This is a genomic window from Ochrobactrum sp. PL_is501 (assembly GCF_055816895.1).
Genome location: NZ_JBVPGR010000040.1, coordinates 465,692 through 483,317, shown reverse-complemented (window position 1 = coordinate 483,317; position 17,626 = coordinate 465,692). Strand labels below are relative to the sequence as shown.

At 58.4% G+C, this 17,626-nt stretch carries 16 protein-coding genes; 13 read left to right on the top strand and 3 right to left on the bottom strand.

From position 1 onward, the window contains the following. Nucleotides 1–28 precede the first annotated feature (28 nt). Nucleotides 29–1,048 carry a LacI family DNA-binding transcriptional regulator gene (locus tag AC0TOF_RS21785; protein WP_122001422.1) on the top strand — a complete coding sequence of 340 codons (1,020 nt, stop codon included), beginning with the start codon at nt 29–31 and terminating at the stop codon, nt 1,046–1,048. Between the two features lie 90 nt (nt 1,049–1,138). Next, on the top strand, nt 1,139–2,110 hold the full coding sequence (locus AC0TOF_RS21780) for a 2-hydroxyacid dehydrogenase (protein ID WP_122001421.1): 972 nt from the start codon (nt 1,139–1,141) through the stop codon (nt 2,108–2,110). Nucleotides 2,111–2,230: 120 nt separating this feature from the next. Here the strand turns inward: AC0TOF_RS21780 and AC0TOF_RS21775 are convergent, their stop codons facing one another. Next, nucleotides 2,231–2,992: a gamma-glutamyl-gamma-aminobutyrate hydrolase family protein gene (locus AC0TOF_RS21775; protein WP_473769768.1), complete on the bottom strand. Its 762-nt coding sequence runs from the start codon at nt 2,990–2,992 to the stop codon at nt 2,231–2,233. A 232-nt stretch (nt 2,993–3,224) separates the two neighbouring features. Here AC0TOF_RS21775 and AC0TOF_RS21770 point away from each other — a divergent pair, with 232 nt between their 5' ends. The 7 genes from AC0TOF_RS21770 to AC0TOF_RS21740 all read left to right on the top strand — a co-directional run bounded on the left by AC0TOF_RS21770 (nt 3,225) and on the right by AC0TOF_RS21740 (nt 11,443). Next, the gene (locus tag AC0TOF_RS21770) at nt 3,225–3,974 is read left to right on the top strand and encodes an SDR family NAD(P)-dependent oxidoreductase (RefSeq protein WP_473769767.1); all 750 of its coding nucleotides are present in this window, start codon (nt 3,225–3,227) and stop codon (nt 3,972–3,974) included. A gap of 370 nt (nt 3,975–4,344) precedes the next feature. Next, nucleotides 4,345–6,642, top strand: coding sequence for a putative bifunctional diguanylate cyclase/phosphodiesterase (locus AC0TOF_RS21765; protein ID WP_473769849.1), 2,298 nt, complete (start codon nt 4,345–4,347; stop codon nt 6,640–6,642). Between the two features lie 258 nt (nt 6,643–6,900). Continuing rightward, complete coding sequence (locus AC0TOF_RS21760; protein WP_122001417.1) at nt 6,901–7,647, top strand: N-acyl amino acid synthase FeeM domain-containing protein; 747 nt, start codon at nt 6,901–6,903, stop codon at nt 7,645–7,647. A 198-nt stretch (nt 7,648–7,845) separates the two neighbouring features. Further along, nucleotides 7,846–8,067 carry an aa3-type cytochrome c oxidase subunit IV gene (locus tag AC0TOF_RS21755; protein WP_112585500.1) on the top strand — a complete coding sequence of 74 codons (222 nt, stop codon included), beginning with the start codon at nt 7,846–7,848 and terminating at the stop codon, nt 8,065–8,067. Between the two features lie 224 nt (nt 8,068–8,291). After that, complete coding sequence (locus AC0TOF_RS21750; protein ID WP_473769766.1) at nt 8,292–9,611, top strand: Re/Si-specific NAD(P)(+) transhydrogenase subunit alpha; 1,320 nt, start codon at nt 8,292–8,294, stop codon at nt 9,609–9,611. Continuing rightward, on the top strand, nt 9,611–10,030 hold the full coding sequence (locus AC0TOF_RS21745; RefSeq protein WP_122001415.1) for a proton-translocating transhydrogenase family protein: 420 nt from the start codon (nt 9,611–9,613) through the stop codon (nt 10,028–10,030). Before AC0TOF_RS21750 ends, AC0TOF_RS21745 begins: the two co-directional genes overlap by 1 nt. Before the next feature lie 12 nt (nt 10,031–10,042). Next, a complete protein-coding gene (locus AC0TOF_RS21740; RefSeq protein WP_473769765.1) occupies nt 10,043–11,443 on the top strand; it encodes an NAD(P)(+) transhydrogenase (Re/Si-specific) subunit beta in 1,401 nt (466 codons plus the stop codon). A gap of 107 nt (nt 11,444–11,550) precedes the next feature. Here the strand turns inward: AC0TOF_RS21740 and AC0TOF_RS21735 are convergent, their stop codons facing one another. Beyond that, complete coding sequence (locus AC0TOF_RS21735; RefSeq protein WP_473769764.1) at nt 11,551–12,867, bottom strand: 1-deoxy-D-ribulose 5-phosphate reductoisomerase; 1,317 nt, start codon at nt 12,865–12,867, stop codon at nt 11,551–11,553. Nucleotides 12,868–13,023: 156 nt separating this feature from the next. Here AC0TOF_RS21735 and AC0TOF_RS21730 point away from each other — a divergent pair, with 156 nt between their 5' ends. Then, entirely contained in the window at nt 13,024–13,695 is a 672-nt protein-coding gene (locus AC0TOF_RS21730) for an HAD family hydrolase (RefSeq protein ID WP_122001411.1), read from the top strand. 51 nt (nt 13,696–13,746) lie between these two features. Further along, nucleotides 13,747–14,223, top strand: coding sequence for a MaoC family dehydratase (locus AC0TOF_RS21725; protein ID WP_122001410.1), 477 nt, complete (start codon nt 13,747–13,749; stop codon nt 14,221–14,223). An 11-nt stretch (nt 14,224–14,234) separates the two neighbouring features. On the opposite strand, the gene AC0TOF_RS21720 is transcribed toward AC0TOF_RS21725, so the two are convergent. Next, entirely contained in the window at nt 14,235–15,431 is a 1,197-nt protein-coding gene (locus AC0TOF_RS21720; RefSeq protein ID WP_473769763.1) for an alpha/beta hydrolase, read from the bottom strand. 355 nt (nt 15,432–15,786) lie between these two features. Here AC0TOF_RS21720 and rpsU point away from each other — a divergent pair, with 355 nt between their 5' ends. Next, nucleotides 15,787–16,014 (top strand): 30S ribosomal protein S21, encoded by a 228-nt coding sequence (gene rpsU / locus AC0TOF_RS21715; RefSeq protein ID WP_007008828.1) that lies wholly within the window; start codon nt 15,787–15,789, stop codon nt 16,012–16,014. 439 nt (nt 16,015–16,453) lie between these two features. Continuing rightward, nucleotides 16,454–17,344: a tetratricopeptide repeat protein gene (locus AC0TOF_RS21710; RefSeq protein ID WP_473769762.1), complete on the top strand. Its 891-nt coding sequence runs from the start codon at nt 16,454–16,456 to the stop codon at nt 17,342–17,344. The last annotated feature ends 282 nt before the right edge of the window (nt 17,345–17,626 follow it).

The following is a 17,626-nucleotide window of genomic DNA, read 5'->3' as shown; positions in this document are numbered from 1 at the left end:
GCGGCACGGACCAATTTGGGGAGGCGACTTGGCCCAGAAAATAAAGCTATCGACCATCGCTGATGCGCTTGGTGTTTCGACAGCCACCGTTTCGCTCGCTTTGCGCGACAGCCCCCTCGTTGCCGACCAGACCCGCGAGAAGATCAAGGAACATGCCCGCGCCATCGGTTATATCTATAACCGGCGCGCCGCGAGCCTGCGCACCTCGCGCTCCGGCATTGTCGGCGTCGTGGTGCATGACATCATGAACCCGTTCTTCGCGGAAATTCTCAAATCCATCGAAACGGAACTGGACCGCTCGCGCCAGACCTTCATCCTGTCCAACCATTACGACCAGCTCGAAAAGCAGCGCACCTTCATGGATACGCTGCTGCAACTGGGCGCGGACGGGGTCATCATGTCGCCCGCCATCGGCACGCCGCCGGAAGATATCCAGCTTGCCGAGGACAATGGCCTGCCGGTCGTGCTGATCGCGCGTAGTGTCGAGGGCGTTCACGCGCCGGTTTTCCGGGGCGATGATGCCTATGGCATCGGCCTTGCCACCAATCACCTGATCTCGCTCGGCCATACGCGCATCGCGATGATCGGCGGTACCGACCAGACGTCGACGGGCCGCGACCGTTATCGCGGCTATGTGCAGGCCATGGAAAAGGCTGGCCTTGAGGTTCGCCCGGACTGGCGCATCGCCGGGCCGCGCACGAAGCAGGGCGGCTTTGAGGTCGCGCCGCAGTTTCTGGCATTGAAGGACAAGCCGACGGCTGCGGTCTGCTGGAACGACCTGGCGGCCATCGGCCTGATGAACGGCATCGCCCGCGCCGGGCTGGTGCCGGGCGAGGACATTTCCGTGACCGGCTATGACGATCTTGAGGAAGCGGCCATTGCGACGCCTGCGCTCACGACCGTCTGGAACGGGCAGCGCGAAGTGGGACGCCGCGCGGCGCGCGCGCTGCTCGATCAGCTCAACGGCGTCGAGGTTTCCTCAATGCAGGAACTCATCAAGCCGGAACTGCATATCCGGCAATCGACCTCCAAGCCGAAACACGGCTGATTTCCCCCGCTTCGGGTCCGGTTGCGGCCTTTGGCTGGCCGGTCGCCGATCTTCAACGAACTGCCCCATGCTGCCCAGAGGAATATTGTCATGACCAAGCGCGATGCCACCATTCTTGTGCTCGGAAACTTCAACGACTATGCCGTCGAGCGCCTGTCGGGTGAGTTTTCGGTGCGCCGCATTCCGCGCGGCGACGCAACGCTGGTCGATGCTGCGTGGGCCAAGGACGTGAAGGGCATTGCCAGCATGTCGACCGTCGATGCGGGGCTGATCGATGCATTGCCCAATCTGCAAATCATCGGCAATTTCGGCGTCGGCTATGATGCGGTGGATGCAAAACATGCCGCCACCCGCAATGTGATGGTCACGAACACGCCGGACGTGCTGACCGATGAAGTGGCGGATACGACCATCGGCCTCCTGATCGACACGGTGCGCGAACTGTCGAAGTCGCAGGCATTCCTGCGCGCTGGCAATTGGGTGAAGGAAGGCCGCTACCCGCTGTCGAAGCTTTCGCTGCGCGGTCGCAAGATCGGCATTTTCGGCCTTGGCCGTATCGGCAAGGCGGTGGCCCGCCGGATCGAGGCATTCGGCCTGCCGATTGCCTATCACAATCGCCGTCAGGCAAGCGACGTGCGCTACGATTATTATCCAAGCCTCAAGGAACTTGCCAAGGCCGTCGACACGCTCATTCTGGTGGCGCCGGGCGGGGCGGAAACCGCCAGGGCGGTCAATGCGGAAGTGCTGGAGGCGCTTGGGGCCGATGGCGTGCTGATCAATGTCGGACGCGGTTCGCTGGTCGACGAGGATGCGCTGGTCGCGGCGCTGAACAATGGCACGATTGCCGCCGCCGGTCTCGACGTCTTCGCGAACGAACCGCATGTTTCGCAGGGGCTGCTCGATGCGCCCAACACGGTTCTGCTGCCCCATATCGCATCCGCATCGCAAAAAACCCGTCAGGCAATGGCGGATCTGGTGATCGACAATCTCATTGCGTGGTTCGACACTGGTTCGGCCCTGACGCCGGTGCCGGAGACGGCGCGGGTTAAGGCGGTATGTTAAGGCAATAAGGCAGTAGGGCAGTAAGGCAGTATGTTAAGGGAATAGGGGAATAAGGGAGTAGGGGAGTATGTTTTGGTTGCGCATGACCGCAACCACCACATTCTTCTCTGCCCTACTGCCCTACTGCCCTACTGCCCTATGTTGGCGCACTGCATCGCCAAACGCCTCGAAGATCCTGCGGGAAGGGGCATCGGAATGCACCCAATATTCCGGGTGCCACTGGACGCCGACGACAAATCCCTTCGCATTCTTCACCGAGACAGCCTCGATGGTTCCGTCTTCGGCAACGGCTTCCACTTCAAGCTGCGGGGCCAGCTTGTCGATGGCCTGGCGGTGCACGGAATTCACGCGAATGCTGTCTTCCTTCAGGATTTCTGCAAGGCATGAGTTCGGGTTGAGCTTGATCGCATGTTGGATGGCGAAGCGTTCCGCCTGGCTTTCCGATTCCGGCGCACGGTGGTCCATCCGGCCTTCCAGTTCCTGGATTTCGGTGGCCAGCGTCCCGCCAAGCGCGACGTTCAGTTCCTGTATGCCGCGACAGATCGCCAGCACCGGAACGCCCCTTTCAATGGCTGCGCGGATCAGCGGCAGCGACGTTGCATCGCGCGCATTGTCATAGGGCTCGAAGGCAGGACCCGCCTCTGCACCGTAGAGGGCGGGGTGAACATTCGATTTGGAACCCGTGACGAGAATACCGTCCACGGCATCCAGAATGGCGTCGAGGTCTAATTTGTCACCGAAGCTCGGCACCAGAAGCGGCGTTACGCCTGCAACATCAATTGCCGCTGACAGATATTGCTGCGGCGCGGCATGCCATGTGTAGTTTTCAAACGGCTTCACATCGGTCGGCACGGCGACGAGAGGGCGGGAAGTCTTGGGCATAATGTTCGTTTCCACCAGTCGGATAATGCGCTTATCTGCGTTGACACTTACTTCTCCGCAATGGGCCGCGCAATCACGAACAGGTGTCGTCTTGCGGCCCGACGGTTGCTCATTTGTCGCGCCTTCTGTGTATTGCGTTGATTTGAACCGATTTTTACGGTCGAAGATGGTTCAAATACTGCTCCCGATAATCTAGGAATGAATAAAGACGGATTGGCAGTTGAGGGGATGAATGACTGACGATCAGCTTTTCTCCGTCAGGGGCAAGGTGATTGCCGTGACGGGTGGTTCTTCGGGGTTGGGCCTGCGCATGGTTCATGTGCTGGCCGGGCATGGTGCACGCGTGATTTCGATCTCGCGCACCCATGCAGGCGAAAGCATTTGCCCATCGGGCGGCGAAGTTCTGGAAATCATGGCGGATGTAACCCATCCCGATGAAATCATGCGCGCTTTCGATGAGGCGGAAGCGCGTTTCGGACCGATAACGGCGCTCTTCAACAATGCCGGCGTTGCGCATATGGCGCGTGCGCTCGACACGACGCGCGACATGCTGGAACATATATTCGAGGTCAATGTCGCCGGAGCCTTTTTCGTGGCGCAGGAGGCCGCGCGCCGCATGATCGAGCGCGGCGAGGGCGGCTCCATCGTCAACACGACCAGCATTCTGGGCGAGCGCCCGCAGAAAGGCGCTGCCGCCTATTCCATGTCCAAGGCCTGCGTGACGCAGATGACGCGGGCGCTGGCGCTGGAATGGGCCGCGCATGATATTCGCGTCAACGCGATTTCGCCGGGCTGGTTTCCAACGCGAATCAATGAAGAACAGCTGCAAGGCCCGGCAGGGGGCTACTTCAAAGGGCGAAACCCGATGCGGCGTCTGGGCGAGCCGCAGGATCTCGACGGGGTTGTGCTGATGCTGGCTTCCGATGCCAGCCGCTATATGACCGGCTCGATCATCACCGTCGACGGGGGGCATCAACTCTGACAAAGTTGGAAGCTTTTTGCGGTTATTTCCCTTTTCTGGACCTTGGATGGCAGGATTTTTCTCTAAAAGTCGGGACTCTGGCGGCAGAATATCCATCCCGACTAATATGGATTAATTCTCAGCAAGGCGACAGTTAACCTGTCCTGTTCTCCAATCATGGCTGTTTCAGTAATATTAGAACAACTAAAACAATACATGCCTCTGGTTGTAATTACGAGCGGGGGGTTGTGCGTCTATGGTTTTCCTTAAAAAAACATCTGAATACATCTTATGGTGGTTGGCATGACAGCTTGTGGTTTAATATCCCGAAAGATATTTTTAAGTCATTGGTGCGATATTGCTGCCCCATATAAGGGATTAAATGCATCGAATGTGGCAAAGCCGTAAACCTGAGATACCTGCAGATGTGCGGCTATCTTTTCTCAGAGCGCTGTATGGTAATCGTACGACGCTCTGGTTCGGCTTGCTCGCGCACGTTGTAGCCTGTGTCGTCATCTATGTGAAAACCGAGGACTGGCGTTATCTGGTCTTTGCCGGCGTGTTCGCGATCATTGCCGTCGGGCGCATCTTCGACATGCACAAGTTCGATCAGGCAAAACAGCAGCCGCTGTCCCATGCCGATCTCGACCGGTGGGAAACGCGCTATCTGGTCGGCGCATCCGCAGTGTGTCTGACGCTCGGCATGTTGTGCTTCTTCTCAAGCTTCGTGCTGCGGGATTCCTTTGCCGAACTTGCCAGCCTGACAGTGCTGCTTGCCTCTGTCGTCTCCATCGTGGGCCGCAATTATGCGTCTGCGAAGGCCGTCATCCTGATGTCGGCCTGCACGCTCATCCCGGTTCTGGCCGGGCTCATTCTGGCGGGGACGCCGTTTCACGTCATCATCGGCCTGCTGCTGATCCCGTATTTCCTGTCCAACATCCAGATGGCCAACGGCCTGCGCGAGTTTCTCTTCGCTGCCGTCATGGGAAAGCGGCGGCTCTCCATCGTGGCCGGTCGTTTCGATGCCGCGCTCAACAACATGCCGCAAGGGCTTTTGATGTTCGACAGCCAGCAGCGCATCGCGGTCATCAACAACAAGGCCAAGGCGATGCTGCAGATCGCCGAGCATACCAAGCTGCATGGCCGCAAGCTCGATGTTCTTCTGCGCTACTGTGCCAAGAAGGGGCTGTTTCCGCAGAACGACCTGAAAAGCGTGCATGTGCGCATGCAGGACCTTCTGCTCGGCAGGCGCGCCCGCGATATTTTCCAGCTTTCAAACCAGCGTTACATTGAATGTATCGGCAATCAGACCCTCAATGAAGGGGCGGTGCTGATGTTCGAGGATGTGACGCAGCGCGTGGAAGCGGAAGCGCGTATCCAGCACATGGCGCGCTATGACGGCCTGACCGGCCTGCCGAACCGCAATTATTTCGAGACCATGGTGCGGGCGTTGCGTTCCAACCAGAAAAAGGACACGCAGGCGGCGCTCGTCGTCATCGACATCAATCATTTCAAGCATGTCAACGATACGCTGGGGCATCATACCGGCGACGTGCTGCTGCGCCTGTTCGCCGAGCGCTTGAACTCGCTCGATCCGCAGCGTTTCGTCACGTCGCGTTTCGGCGGCGATGAGTTCGTGGTGTTCGTCTTCAACCTGCGCGGCGAGGCCGATGTCGCGGGCGTCATGGATCACATCACCGATGTTGTGTCCGGCGCTTACGATCTGGACGGCGATCAGGTTCACATCGACATCAGCGCGGGCGTGGCGATCGAGAATGTCGAAAAGGCCGATGTCGGCAGCATGCATATCAATGCCGATCTGGCGCTCTACGAGGCCAAGAGCAGGGAAGACAAGTCCTGGTCGATCTTCATTGACGCCATGGACACCAAATATCGCGGGCGCCAGAAACTCAAGGCCGATTTGCGGCTTGCCATCAGTCACGGCGAGATCAAGGTCGTCTACCAGCCCATCGTCAGCGCGCAGTCCCTGCGCGTTGTCGCATGTGAGGCGCTGGCGCGGTGGGAACATCCGGAGCTTGGCTTCGTGCCGCCGACCGAGTTCATTCCGCTTGCCGAAGAAATGGGCATCATCACCGACATTACCCGCTTCATGCTGGAGCAGGCCTGTGTGGACTGCCAGTCATGGGGCGACCGGATCGGGGTTTCCGTCAATCTGTCGGCCATCGATCTGAAGAGCAACGATATTGCCCGCGATATCGCCAATGCCTTGCAGAAATCGGGACTTCCGGCGCATCGTCTTGAAGTGGAAGTGACCGAAAGCGCCATCATTTCCGACCGCAACAAGACGTCGATGGTGTTGCAGCGGCTCAAGAATGCCGGGATCAATATCGCGCTCGACGATTTCGGGACCGGCTATTCCAGCCTCAGCTATCTCAATACATTGCCCTTGACCAAGGTGAAGGTCGACCGTTCCTTCGTGCGCGACATCACCACCGACCGGCGCTCGCTGATGCTGCTGCGCGGCGTCACGCAGCTTTCGCACGAGCTTGGGCTGGGCGTGACGGTCGAAGGTGTTGAAACCGAGGAACAGCTCGCGCTGATCCGCGTGGCGGCTGGTGCCGATCTGGTTCAGGGCTATCTTCTCGGCATGCCGGTGCCGGTCGAGGCGATCACCGCCATGACAGCGAAGGCTGCGGCGCGGCGCGATAGCGGACGAAGCTTCGCCTGATCAGGCCCGTATCCGGGCGAGCGCCAATCCGCTTTGAAATGGCGCGTTTTCAAATTAAGGCAAAACCGTGAATTGGCCGGTAATTGGCGCATTTTGCGCTATTCGCCTGCATTCCGCGCAATAAAGCCCCGTCGAATTATGGCGAAGAAGTGTTTATCTCGGGGCTATAAGAAGGCGCCTCACAAAGTTATATCTTTACATGCTGATAAAGGCGCATATTCTGCACACTGATTTGCGGGGGTGCGGAAAATCGATTGCATGACGAATACAGCTGTTACAGGCGATAAACCGCCATTGTCCAACTTCGCGCGACAGCTGTTGCAGTTTCTCGACCGGGTGGAATATCGCCGCATCGTCCATGCGGAGGACCTCGAGGAAATCGGCCGCTTGCGCTACCGTTCCTACCGCACGCGCAATGTGATGCACGAGGCGGAAGTGCCGTCCATTGTCGATGATATCGACCGCGACAGCCATGCCTTCGTCTATGGCGTTCATGTGGACGGGCAACTGGTCAGCACGCTGCGCATCCATCACATCACGCCCGATCATCGGCGCGGCACCAGCTATGCGCTTTTCCCGGATATTCTTGATCCGCTGCTCAACAGCGGCATGCATTTTGTCGATCCGACCCGCTTTGCCGCCGATCCGGAACTGTTGAGCGAATATCCGGCCATTCCCTATATCACCTTGCGCATCGCGGCGATGGCTTCGGAATTTTTCGCGGCGGATCAATGCCTTGCTTCGGTAAAGCCGGAGCATATGGCGTTCTACAAGCGCATTTTCGGCACCTCGGTCATGGCCGATGCGCGCGAGCATGAAGGTTATGGGATCAGGGTCGGTCTCGGCGCTGCACCCATCCGTAACATCCGCGATGCGGTGGCGGTGCGCTTTCCGTTCTTCAAGTCGCAGCCGCATGAGCGCCGCGCCATGTTTGCCGATATGCGGGACAGTTCCGTGCCGCTGACAATTCTGCCGACCGCGAAATATACCGGTCTCGGCGTATGAGTTTAAACAATTAAATATAGCCAGAAGGGTCGTTTCGCATTACGAAGATTGCGGAACCGCTTCTGCGGAGAGAGGGAAGCTGCGACGAAAAGCCATGCCGTCAATGCATGGGTTTCTTTCGTCGCGCATTGAAGATTGCAGTTATTTTCGCTTAGACTGACGGTATATAAGCGGAAATTCTGAATGGGTGGAACTAAAATGGCAGAACATCATACGACGGCTCCGGCTGAACTTGGCGCACCGATGGACTATTCCGAGCATGAGAAAACTTATGCCGGTTTCACGGGCCTGGTTAAATGGAGCACGGTGACGCTCGTCGCCCTTATGATTGCCATGGCTTTCGGCTTTTTTGCTGGTGGTTTCTTCTCCGCGACCGTTCTTTTCATTCTAGTCTGCGTCGCTGCCTGGTTCATTCTTTAGTCATGGCCGATGCCGGATGGAAGTATCCGGCGCGGTGCCGCTGAACTGAAGCGCAAGCCGGGATCAACCCGCACTATTTGATCGATTGCCTTGGCATGGGACACCGTGCCGGGGTTTTATGCATGTTCATAGTTCAGTTTATTTGAACGGGCTTCATCCCGGGAGCTCGTAACTGTGCCTGACCGGAATCAACCCCGGAAGAACGCCACGAAAGGGAAACCAGCTTGGCCCAGACGTTATTTATCCCGAAAGAAAGCGACCCCAATGAAAGCCGTGTCGCGGCGTCGGCGGAGACGGTGAAGAAATTCATCGCGCTCGGCTTCGATGTCGTGGTGGAAAAAGGCGCCGGTGAGAAATCGCGCATTCCCGATGCTGAATTCACGGCAGCCGGTGCCCGCATCGGCACGGCGGCGGATGCGAAAACGGCGGATGTCGTGCTGAAAGTGCGCCGCCCCTCGGATGCGGAACTGAAAAGGTATAAATCGGGCGCGGCACTCTTCGCCATGCTGGACCCCTATGGTCATGAGGACGCCGTTGCAGCGCTTGCCAAGGCCGGGATTTCGGCCTTCACGATGGAGTTCATGCCGCGCATCACCCGTGCGCAGGTGATGGACGTGCTGTCATCGCAGGCGAACCTTGCCGGTTATCAGGCGGTTATCGATGCGGCGGAAGTCTATGACCGCGCCATGCCGATGATGATGACGGCGGCGGGCACCGTGCCTGCCGCAAAGGTATTCGTCATGGGGGCGGGCGTTGCCGGTCTTCAGGCGATTGCGACCGCGCGCCGCCTCGGTGCCGTCGTGACGGCCACCGATGTTCGCCCGGCTGCAAAGGAACAGGTCGCCTCGCTTGGCGCGAAATTCATCGCCGTCGAGGACGACGAGTTCAAGGCGGCGGAAACCGCTGGCGGCTACGCCAAGGAAATGTCGAAGGAATATCAGGCGAAGCAGGCGGCACTTGTTGCCGACCACATCGCCAAGCAGGATATCGTCATCACTACGGCGCTCATTCCGGGCCGTCCGGCCCCGCGTCTGGTTTCCAAGGAAATGGTCGCTTCCATGCGTCCCGGCTCGGTGCTGGTCGATCTGGCGGTCGAGCGCGGCGGCAATGTCGAAGGCGCGATTGCCGGTCAGATCGCCGAGGTCAATGGCGTCAAGATTGTCGGTCATCTCAACGTTCCGGGCCGTATCGCTGCAAGCGCTTCGCAGCTTTATGCGCGCAACCTGATCGCCTTTGTCGAAACGCTGGTCGACAAGGAAACGAAGCTTCTGAAAATCGATCCGGAAGACGAGCTGGTGAAGGCAACGCTTCTCACCCATCAGGGCAAAATCCTGCATCCGGCTTTCGCCAAGGCTGAAACGGCACCGGCTGCGGCCGCTGAAAAAGCTGTAAAACCGAAAGCCGCGCCGAAACCGAAAGCGGAGAAACCGGTCGCAAAGGCGGCCGCGCCGAAGGCGGCAGCGAAGCCTGCCAAGAAAACACCAGCTAAAGCCCCGAAGACCCCGTCTTCCCCCAAAACTCCAGCTGATGGAGGAGAGGCATAATGGCCGATACAAATCTCGATAAAGCTCTTGAGAGCCTGAATCAGGCAGCGGATGCCGTGCGTCAGGCGGCGGAAAATGCTGGCGGTCTGGGCGATGCGGCGGCGGCTGCCGCGCATGCCGCATCGGGCGGCGCAATCGATCCGTTCGTGTTCCGCTTTGCGATTTTCATCCTGTCGATCTTCGTCGGCTATTATGTCGTCTGGTCGGTCACGCCTGCGCTCCATACGCCGCTGATGGCCGTTACCAACGCCATTTCATCGGTGATCGTGGTGGGCGCGCTTCTGGCGGTCGGCCTTTCTCTTTCGGGCTGGGCAACCGGCTTCGGTTTCATCGCGCTCATTCTGGCGAGCGTCAACATCTTCGGCGGCTTTCTGGTCACCCAGCGCATGCTCGCCATGTACAAGAAAAAAGAAAAGTGAGGCTGAACGAACATGAGCGTTAATCTCGCAGCCTTCCTTTATCTCGTCTCCGGTGTGCTGTTCATTCTGGCGCTGCGCGGCCTGTCGCATCCGACGACCAGCCGTCAGGGCAATATGTACGGCATGATCGGCATGGGGATTTCCATCCTCACCACATTGTTGCTGGCGCGCCCGAGCTTTGGCGGTCTTGTGCTGATCGTCATTGGCATCGCCATTGGCGGCGGCATCGGTGCTGTCATCGCGCGCCGCATCGCCATGACGGCCATGCCGCAGCTTGTCGCAGCCTTCCACTCGCTGATCGGCCTTGCCGCCGTTCTGGTGGCCGCAGCCGCGCTCTATTCCCCGCATTCCTTCGGGATTGGCGAAGTGGGGCAGATTCACGGTCAGGCGCTGATCGAAATGTCGCTGGGCGTGGCGATTGGCGCGATCACCTTCACCGGCTCGATCATTGCCTTCCTGAAACTTGATGGCCGCATGTCGGGCAAGCCGATCATGCTGCCGGGCCGCCATGTCATCAATGCGGCTCTGGCCGCCGCTATCGTGCTTCTGATCGTCGTTTTGACGAACACCGAAAGCCATTTCGTGTTCTGGCTGATCGTGCTTCTGGCGCTAGCCTTCGGCGTTCTCATCATCATCCCGATTGGCGGCGCGGATATGCCGGTGGTCGTTTCGATGCTCAACTCCTATTCGGGCTGGGCAGCGGCGGGCATCGGTTTTACGCTTGGCAATCTGGCGCTGATCATCACCGGCGCGCTGGTTGGTTCGTCGGGTGCAATCCTGTCTTACATCATGTGCAAGGGCATGAACCGCTCGTTCATCTCGGTCATTCTCGGCGGCTTTGGCGGCGATACGTCCGGCGGTCCGGCTGGCGAGGTCGAACAGCGTCCGGTCAAGCAGGGCTCTGCCGACGATGCGGCTTTCATCATGAAGAACGCTTCCAAGGTCATCATCGTGCCGGGCTATGGCATGGCGGTGGCGCAGGCCCAGCACGCGCTGCGGGAAATGGCCGACAAGCTGAAGGCCGAAGGCGTGGAAGTGAAATACGCCATCCACCCGGTCGCGGGCCGTATGCCGGGGCATATGAATGTGCTTCTGGCCGAGGCCAACGTGCCTTACGATGAAGTGTTCGAACTGGAAGACATCAATTCGGAATTCGCGCAGGCCGACGTGGCTTTCGTGATCGGCGCGAACGACGTCACCAATCCGGCGGCGAAGACCGATCCGAAGTCACCGATCTTCGGCATGCCGATCCTTGATGTCGACAAGGCGGGCACGGTCCTGTTCATCAAGCGCGGCATGGGCTCCGGCTATGCAGGCGTGGAGAACGAGCTGTTCTTCCGCGACAACACCATGATGCTCTTTGCCGACGCGAAGAAGATGGTGGAGAGCATTGTGAAGGCGTTGGATCACTAAGGGAAGGCAATAGGGCAGTAAGGCAGTAGGGCAGTATGTTTGACTTGCAAACATGCTCCCCCTATTCGCCTTACTCCCTTAACATATTGCCCTACTGCCTTACTGCCTTACTGCCCTAACATCTTGTCCTGCAATGCACGCAGTTCGGCTATCTTCGAGCCGGGCTTCGGGGCCGCGTTGGCATAGGTGATGAGTTCGCCCTTGCGGATCGGCGCGAGGACCGTGCCGTTCTGCAGCAGGCCGCAGGGAATGGCTTTGGCCGCGCGGGCTTCCGGCGTCGTCATGATCCATGAGCGGTAGCAATATTGGCCGATGGCATCGAGCTGGTCGCCGGGCCGCAAGTCCTTCTTGGCGACGGCGCAGACTTCCGCCACCGGCTTCGGCAGCGGCACCATGTCGGTCTTGCCGTGCAGCACCACGCGCGCCACCGTCAGCGGCACTTCCAGCGAGGTGAGGTGGAACGGCCGGTGGAAGGTGAAATAGGGACCCTTGCCCATTTTCAGGTCTTCCAGACGCTCGACCAGACGCGGATGTTCCATCTTGGCAATGACGAAGACGCCCGGCGATACGCCGCGCCCGATGGAATAATCCACCACGCCTGTCTTGTTGAGAACGCCGCCGTCTTCCTTCGGGATCAGCGTGCGGTTCAATTCGTCGATTGCGGCCTTCGGGCCGTGCATCCCTGCAACATCCGGCACAAGCCCGGTGGCGTTGGCGATGGCCGCCATTTCAACCATCGTCTTGGAGCCGTCGACAAATTCCACCAGCAGGCGGACATTCATGTTCCGGCGGTCGGCCTCTTCCTGATAGTCGTCGGGGATCGCATCGAAATTGAGCGGATTGTTCTTGCCCTTGCCAGCAGCCACGACCTTGTGGCCCATGGCGGAAACGAACTCGATCAGTTCCATGCAGGATGAAGGCTCGTCGCCTGCGCCCAGCGAATAGATCACGCCCTGCTTGTCGGCTTCGGCCTTGAGATATGGCCCGATGGTGACATCGGCTTCCACATTCATCATGACGAGGTGCTTGCCGTTCCGGATGGCCTCGATGCCGGTCTCGGCACCCACTTCCGGAATGCCTGTCGCATCGATGATGACGTCGAGCAGCGGATTGGAAAGAATGAGGTCGTTGTCGTCGGTGACGGCGATCTTGCCCGCTTCGATAGCGCGGGTCATTGCGGATTCGGTGGCGGCTTCTTGCGCGTTGTCCTCGTCGCCATAGGCGGTGCGGACAGCCTTGAAGGTGTTCGGCAGCCTGCGGGCGGAGAGCGCGCCGACTTCGATGCCCTGCATCCGCGCAACCTGGGTTACAATGTCGGTGCCCATTTCGCCAGCGCCGATAAGACCGATGCGGATCGGCTTGCCGGTTTCGGCCCGCGCCGCGAGATCACGCGCCAGTCCAACCAGTGCCACATTTGTCGTCATGAAAATCTCCGCAAAATCTCAGAACCCAGCAAGCGAGGTAATTTTGTCACGCTTGTGTTGATATAGGTGCGTAATAGATGAACAGTCTCTATATCAACACCGAGGGACGCGCACCTCCAAACTGCGCGACAAAATAGGCATGTCACTGGAGCCAAAATGAGCAGCGTATCCCCCTTCGATCTCGTGATCTTCGATTGCGACGGTGTGCTTGTCGATAGCGAGCCGCTTTCCTGTCTGGCGTTCGAGCAGGTCTATGCCGACCACGGCATGAAGCTGCCGCAGGGCACGGTTGCCAAGGGCATTGGCATGAAGCAGGCCGATATCATGAAGATGATCGAGGATATGACCGGGCATCGCCTGCCGGAGGAGGCGACGAGCCAGTTCTGGCCCGCGACGAAAATCCTGTTTGCCGAAGGCTTGCAGCCGACCGTCGGCATTGCCGACTTCCTGCGCGAGTTGCCGCAGAAGCGCTGCGTGGCGTCCTCGTCACAACCCGAGCGCATAGCGTTCAGCCTGGAAAAGACCGGCATCAGCCACTATTTCGGCGATGCGGTCTATTCGTCCAGCATGGTCAAGCGCGGCAAGCCTGCGCCAGACCTGTTCCTGTTTGCAGCCGACAAAATGGGCGTCGATCCGGCGCGTTGCGTGGTGATCGAGGATTCGCCTTTTGGCGTTGAAGGAGCCATCGCTGCGGGCATGACGGCATTCGGTTATACGGGCGGCGGACACACCTATGAGGGCCATGCGGAAAAACTGGCGGGCAAGGGCGCGCATCAGGTTTTCTCGCATTGGAACGATATAGCACGGGAAATTCTGGTTGCCGCCTGAGCTTTATTGGTTAAACACAAGGCAAATCACATCAGCAGGAATAGCCAGCGAATGAAAGACGCAATCACGCTCGACCAGTTGCGCGAGGCAATCGGCACGGAAATCGGATGTTCCGAGTGGCGCGAAGTCACGCAGGAAATGATCAACCAGTTCGCGGATGCGACCGACGATCATCAGTTCATCCATGTCGATCCGGAACGCGCCGCCAAGGAAACGCCGTTTGGCGGCACCATCGCGCATGGTTTCCTGACGCTGTCGCTGCTTTCGACGCTGGCCTATGAAGCGTTGCCGATGCTGGAAGGCGCCACGATGGGCATCAATTACGGCTTCGACAAGCTGCGCTTCATGTCGCCGGTCAAGACGGGTTCGCGCGTGCGCGCCCGCTTCAAGCTGGCGGATGCGGATATCCGTCCGTCCGGTCGCGTGGTCAATCACTATGATGTGACGCTGGAAATCGAAAACTCGCTGAAGCCCGCGCTAACCGCAACCTGGCTGACGATTGCTGTGGTAGCGCCGCCCGAAGGCTAAGCAATCGGGGTTCAAGCCGCTTCGCGATATGAAGCCGGAAGCCGTCCTTCTTCATCGAGAGGGGCGGCTTTTCCTTTGTGCTCGGTCATCAGCTCGCGGAACAAGAACGGGCCGTGCAGGAACATGCCGAAATCATAGAAATTCTTCTTTTCCGCCCCGCGCATGTAAAGCAGATGCATCAGGAAGAAATTGCCCTTGGAGCGCTTGTAGCGGTTTTCGCTGTGCACATGCTTGAAGCGAATGCGGTGGATGAGCGGCGGATTGTTGGTCTTCAGCTTCAGCACCTTTGCCGGGTCGGAGCCGTAGAAGTGGATGATGTCGGTCAGCACCTGGAACTCCGACCAGAGGACCGGGCTTTCCTCGATCACCACGCGCACATCTTCGCGCAGGGACTTTGCCCTGGGGTGCAACGCGATCATCATCAGGCATGACCCGATGGCAAGCAGCGAAACGGGCTGTCTCGTCAGAAGGTCGGGGCGCTCGCGCTGGAGATCGGCAAGCGCTTCCACGGCTGGCACCGTGCCGAGACTATGCGCGACAATGATGACCTCATCGGCCTGGCTTTCTTCGATTTTCCGTTTCAGGGCTTCGGTAAAGGCCTTGCGCCGCTGGCTGAGCTTTTCGTTGCGGCCATGGATACGGTCATAGGCCGCGGACCAGTCGTCGAGCAGATAGGACATAAAAAACCGGTCACCGGGCTTGCGCACCAGCAAGGTGGCAAGAAAGGCGGCAAGCGGAACCGACCAGAAAAGATGCAAGGCCGAAAAGCCTGCCGCCATTGGTGCGAAGACGATAAGCGCTGCGACAGCCAGAATCGCCAGCGACAGCAGGAAGGGCCACAGGAAAAACAGGACAAAGCGCCAGCTCGTCCTCAGATAGCGCCACAGCGTGCCCGTGAAGAGAATGTTCAAGAATGCGTGAAAACCGGTCAGCATGCGCTTCGGTGTCGAGCGCGCGGCATAATCGTCGAAAATATCCGCCGTGCCGAACTGGCAGAACTCGGTTTCCGTCTGCCAGCCATTGCCGGTGGTGATGGCGGCCAACGTGCCGCAATCGTCAGGCTCCTCCACCATGGGGGGCAGCCTGGTCCTGGCGTTCCACAAGCGGTCGAAATCCTTCATTGCCTGCGCATGGCGCACGCGGACGGCCTTGGGGTGCAGGCCTTCATAGCCTGTGAACTGGATAACGAGTCGTTTGCGGAGAGGCATATGGAGAATCGGATAAAATGAGAGGGGGCATTATCGGTTTTCTGGCAAAGTGCTATAGGTCGCCATTGAGGCCGATTTATGCGAGAAACCTGTGCCGCTTAGCCTATTCTCGCAGTCGCGGCCATAGTAAATCGTGCGCAAGCCGGTATTTCGCGCAAGCCGGTGGGCAAAGTTGCATCTTGAGGTGGACAGGCCGGGCTCTTTCTGGTAATAGCCACGACCAATTTGCAGCGTATCCGTTGCGAAGCTTGGGAGCCTTTGGGCGTTGAGCGGCCGGTCAGACCGGCTGTAATCGTTAAAAGACCCCCTAACGGCCTCAGGCTTAACCGAAATTCTAACCGATACGGGAATACACGTGCAGGTACTCGTCCGCGATAATAATGTTGATCAGGCTCTCCGCGCTCTCAAGAAGAAGATGCAGCGCGAAGGTATCTTCCGCGAAATGAAGATGCGTGGCCACTATGAAAAGCCGTCCGAAAAGCGCGCTCGCGAAAAGGCAGAAGCCGTTCGTCGCGCCCGCAAGCTGGCCCGCAAGCGCGCTCAGCGTGAAGGCCTCGTCGGCGGCCGTCCAGGCGCTCGCTGATCGACTTTGAAATCAGGCGCTGTTGAGCAGCGCCTTTTCTGCTTTCCGGTGTCGGCTTTTGCCTGCGCCGGATTTTGCATGTTTTGACATCAGGTTTGTGGGTTCGTTTTCGGCGCGAAACGAGGGTTGGCATCACCATTCCAGATGTATTTTATTTATTCTGTTTCCAATTTTAATACGGCGTTACGAAAAGTTTCTGGACTTATCATGCGTCATTATGTGTAAAAACAAATAATTAGGATATCCGCCTGTCCGGCGCGCTGTCCGAAGCTGGGCCACGCTCAAGACAATGCCGCCTTTTTGCTGTTTTTATCTGCTGGTTGAGGCCAGTATAGTACCGTAACAGGCAGAATAGCCCGGCAGGAGCAAGCCCCGAATGGGGCCGGCACGGGATGGAGAAGAAGCACAAGGGGTTTGCGCCCTATGCGAGCTGAAAGGAATGCAATCGTTGCCCACACGCTTGAAGATGATGCAATCATCCGGAACGAAGGTTGCGGGAATTGAGGCATTGGGTGGAACAGGCCGAAACGGCCTTCTCATTGCCGCCGCACTTCTGGCTTTGACCGTTGCGGGCTGCCAAAGCTCCACGACGACGGCGCTGAGCACGGTGGACAAGGCGCAAGGGTCGAGCGAGAATATCAGTTCGCTGACGAGCGTGATCCAGAGCAATCCGCGTGACCCGGAAGGCTATAATGTCCGCGGTTCCGCCTATGGCAAGGCCGGGCGCTACAAGGAAGCGGTACGCGATTTCGATCAGGCGATCGCACTCAATCCGAATTTCTATCAGGCCTATTCCAACCGCGCGCTGGTCTATCGCTATATGGGCGACAGCGCCAAAGCCGCGCAGGATTACAGCAAGGCGATCCAGCTCAACCCGCAATATGACGCCGCCTATATCGGGCGCGGCAATGTCTATCGACAGGCCGGACGGCTCGATCAGGCGCTCAGCGACTTCAATCAGGCTATTGCCTTGCAGACGACGGATGGCCGCGCCTATCACAATCGCGGCCTGATCTATCAGGCGAAAGGCCAGCACAAGCAGGCCATCGAGGATTTCTCCAAGGCGATCTCTCTCAACTCCACGGCTCCCGAGCCTTATAATGGTCGCGGCATTTCCTATGTGGCGCTGGACGACTACGATAACGCCTTCGATGATTTCAATACGGCCATCACGCTAGACCAGAACGTGGCGGAAAGCTGGGCCAATCAGGCACTCGTCTACGAACACAATGGCGACAAGGCCAAGGCCGCGAGTTCCTATTCGCGTGCCGTGCAGCTAGATCCGAAATATCAGCCTGCGAAGGATGGGTTGGCTCGGACGCGCGGATAGCTTGTTCCAAAAGTCGCCTGTGTGGCTGCAAATGGCAATTTATCTGCGTTCCGGTGCTCACGTAGGTTTCAAAGACGCATAGTCTTATCCGAAAAGTCTGCAACTTTTCGGGACTATGGTTAGACGTACGCTCCGCTCCGGTACTCGAAAATCACCATTTTCGCACACACATACCGCCTTCTTGATTCATGCTCTCACATTACCACTATTGAATATTGATAACGGCGCTTTCCAAATTGGGAAGCGCCGCTTTTCTTTATAATTGGCCGCGATATATTGCAT

Bases quoted from the DNA above. Each gene is read 5' to 3' on its own strand.
- AC0TOF_RS21760 (WP_122001417.1), top strand. From the start codon at position 6,901: ATGACGAATACAGCTGTTACAGGCGATAAACCGCCATTGTCCAACTTC.
- AC0TOF_RS21730 (WP_122001411.1), top strand. From the start codon at position 13,024: ATGAGCAGCGTATCCCCCTTCGATCTCGTGATCTTCGATTGCGACGGT.
- AC0TOF_RS21720 (WP_473769763.1), bottom strand. From the start codon at position 15,431: ATGCCTCTCCGCAAACGACTCGTTATCCAGTTCACAGGCTATGAAGGC.
- AC0TOF_RS21775 (WP_473769768.1), bottom strand. From the start codon at position 2,992: ATGCCCAAGACTTCCCGCCCTCTCGTCGCCGTGCCGACCGATGTGAAG.
- AC0TOF_RS21740 (WP_473769765.1), top strand. From the start codon at position 10,043: ATGAGCGTTAATCTCGCAGCCTTCCTTTATCTCGTCTCCGGTGTGCTG.
- AC0TOF_RS21725 (WP_122001410.1), top strand. From the start codon at position 13,747: ATGAAAGACGCAATCACGCTCGACCAGTTGCGCGAGGCAATCGGCACG.
- AC0TOF_RS21770 (WP_473769767.1), top strand. From the start codon at position 3,225: ATGACTGACGATCAGCTTTTCTCCGTCAGGGGCAAGGTGATTGCCGTG.
- AC0TOF_RS21755 (WP_112585500.1), top strand. From the start codon at position 7,846: ATGGCAGAACATCATACGACGGCTCCGGCTGAACTTGGCGCACCGATG.
- AC0TOF_RS21710 (WP_473769762.1), top strand. From the start codon at position 16,454: ATGCAATCGTTGCCCACACGCTTGAAGATGATGCAATCATCCGGAACG.
- AC0TOF_RS21745 (WP_122001415.1), top strand. From the start codon at position 9,611: ATGGCCGATACAAATCTCGATAAAGCTCTTGAGAGCCTGAATCAGGCA.
- AC0TOF_RS21735 (WP_473769764.1), bottom strand. From the start codon at position 12,867: ATGACGACAAATGTGGCACTGGTTGGACTGGCGCGTGATCTCGCGGCG.
- AC0TOF_RS21780 (WP_122001421.1), top strand. From the start codon at position 1,139: ATGACCAAGCGCGATGCCACCATTCTTGTGCTCGGAAACTTCAACGAC.
- AC0TOF_RS21765 (WP_473769849.1), top strand. From the start codon at position 4,345: ATGTGGCAAAGCCGTAAACCTGAGATACCTGCAGATGTGCGGCTATCT.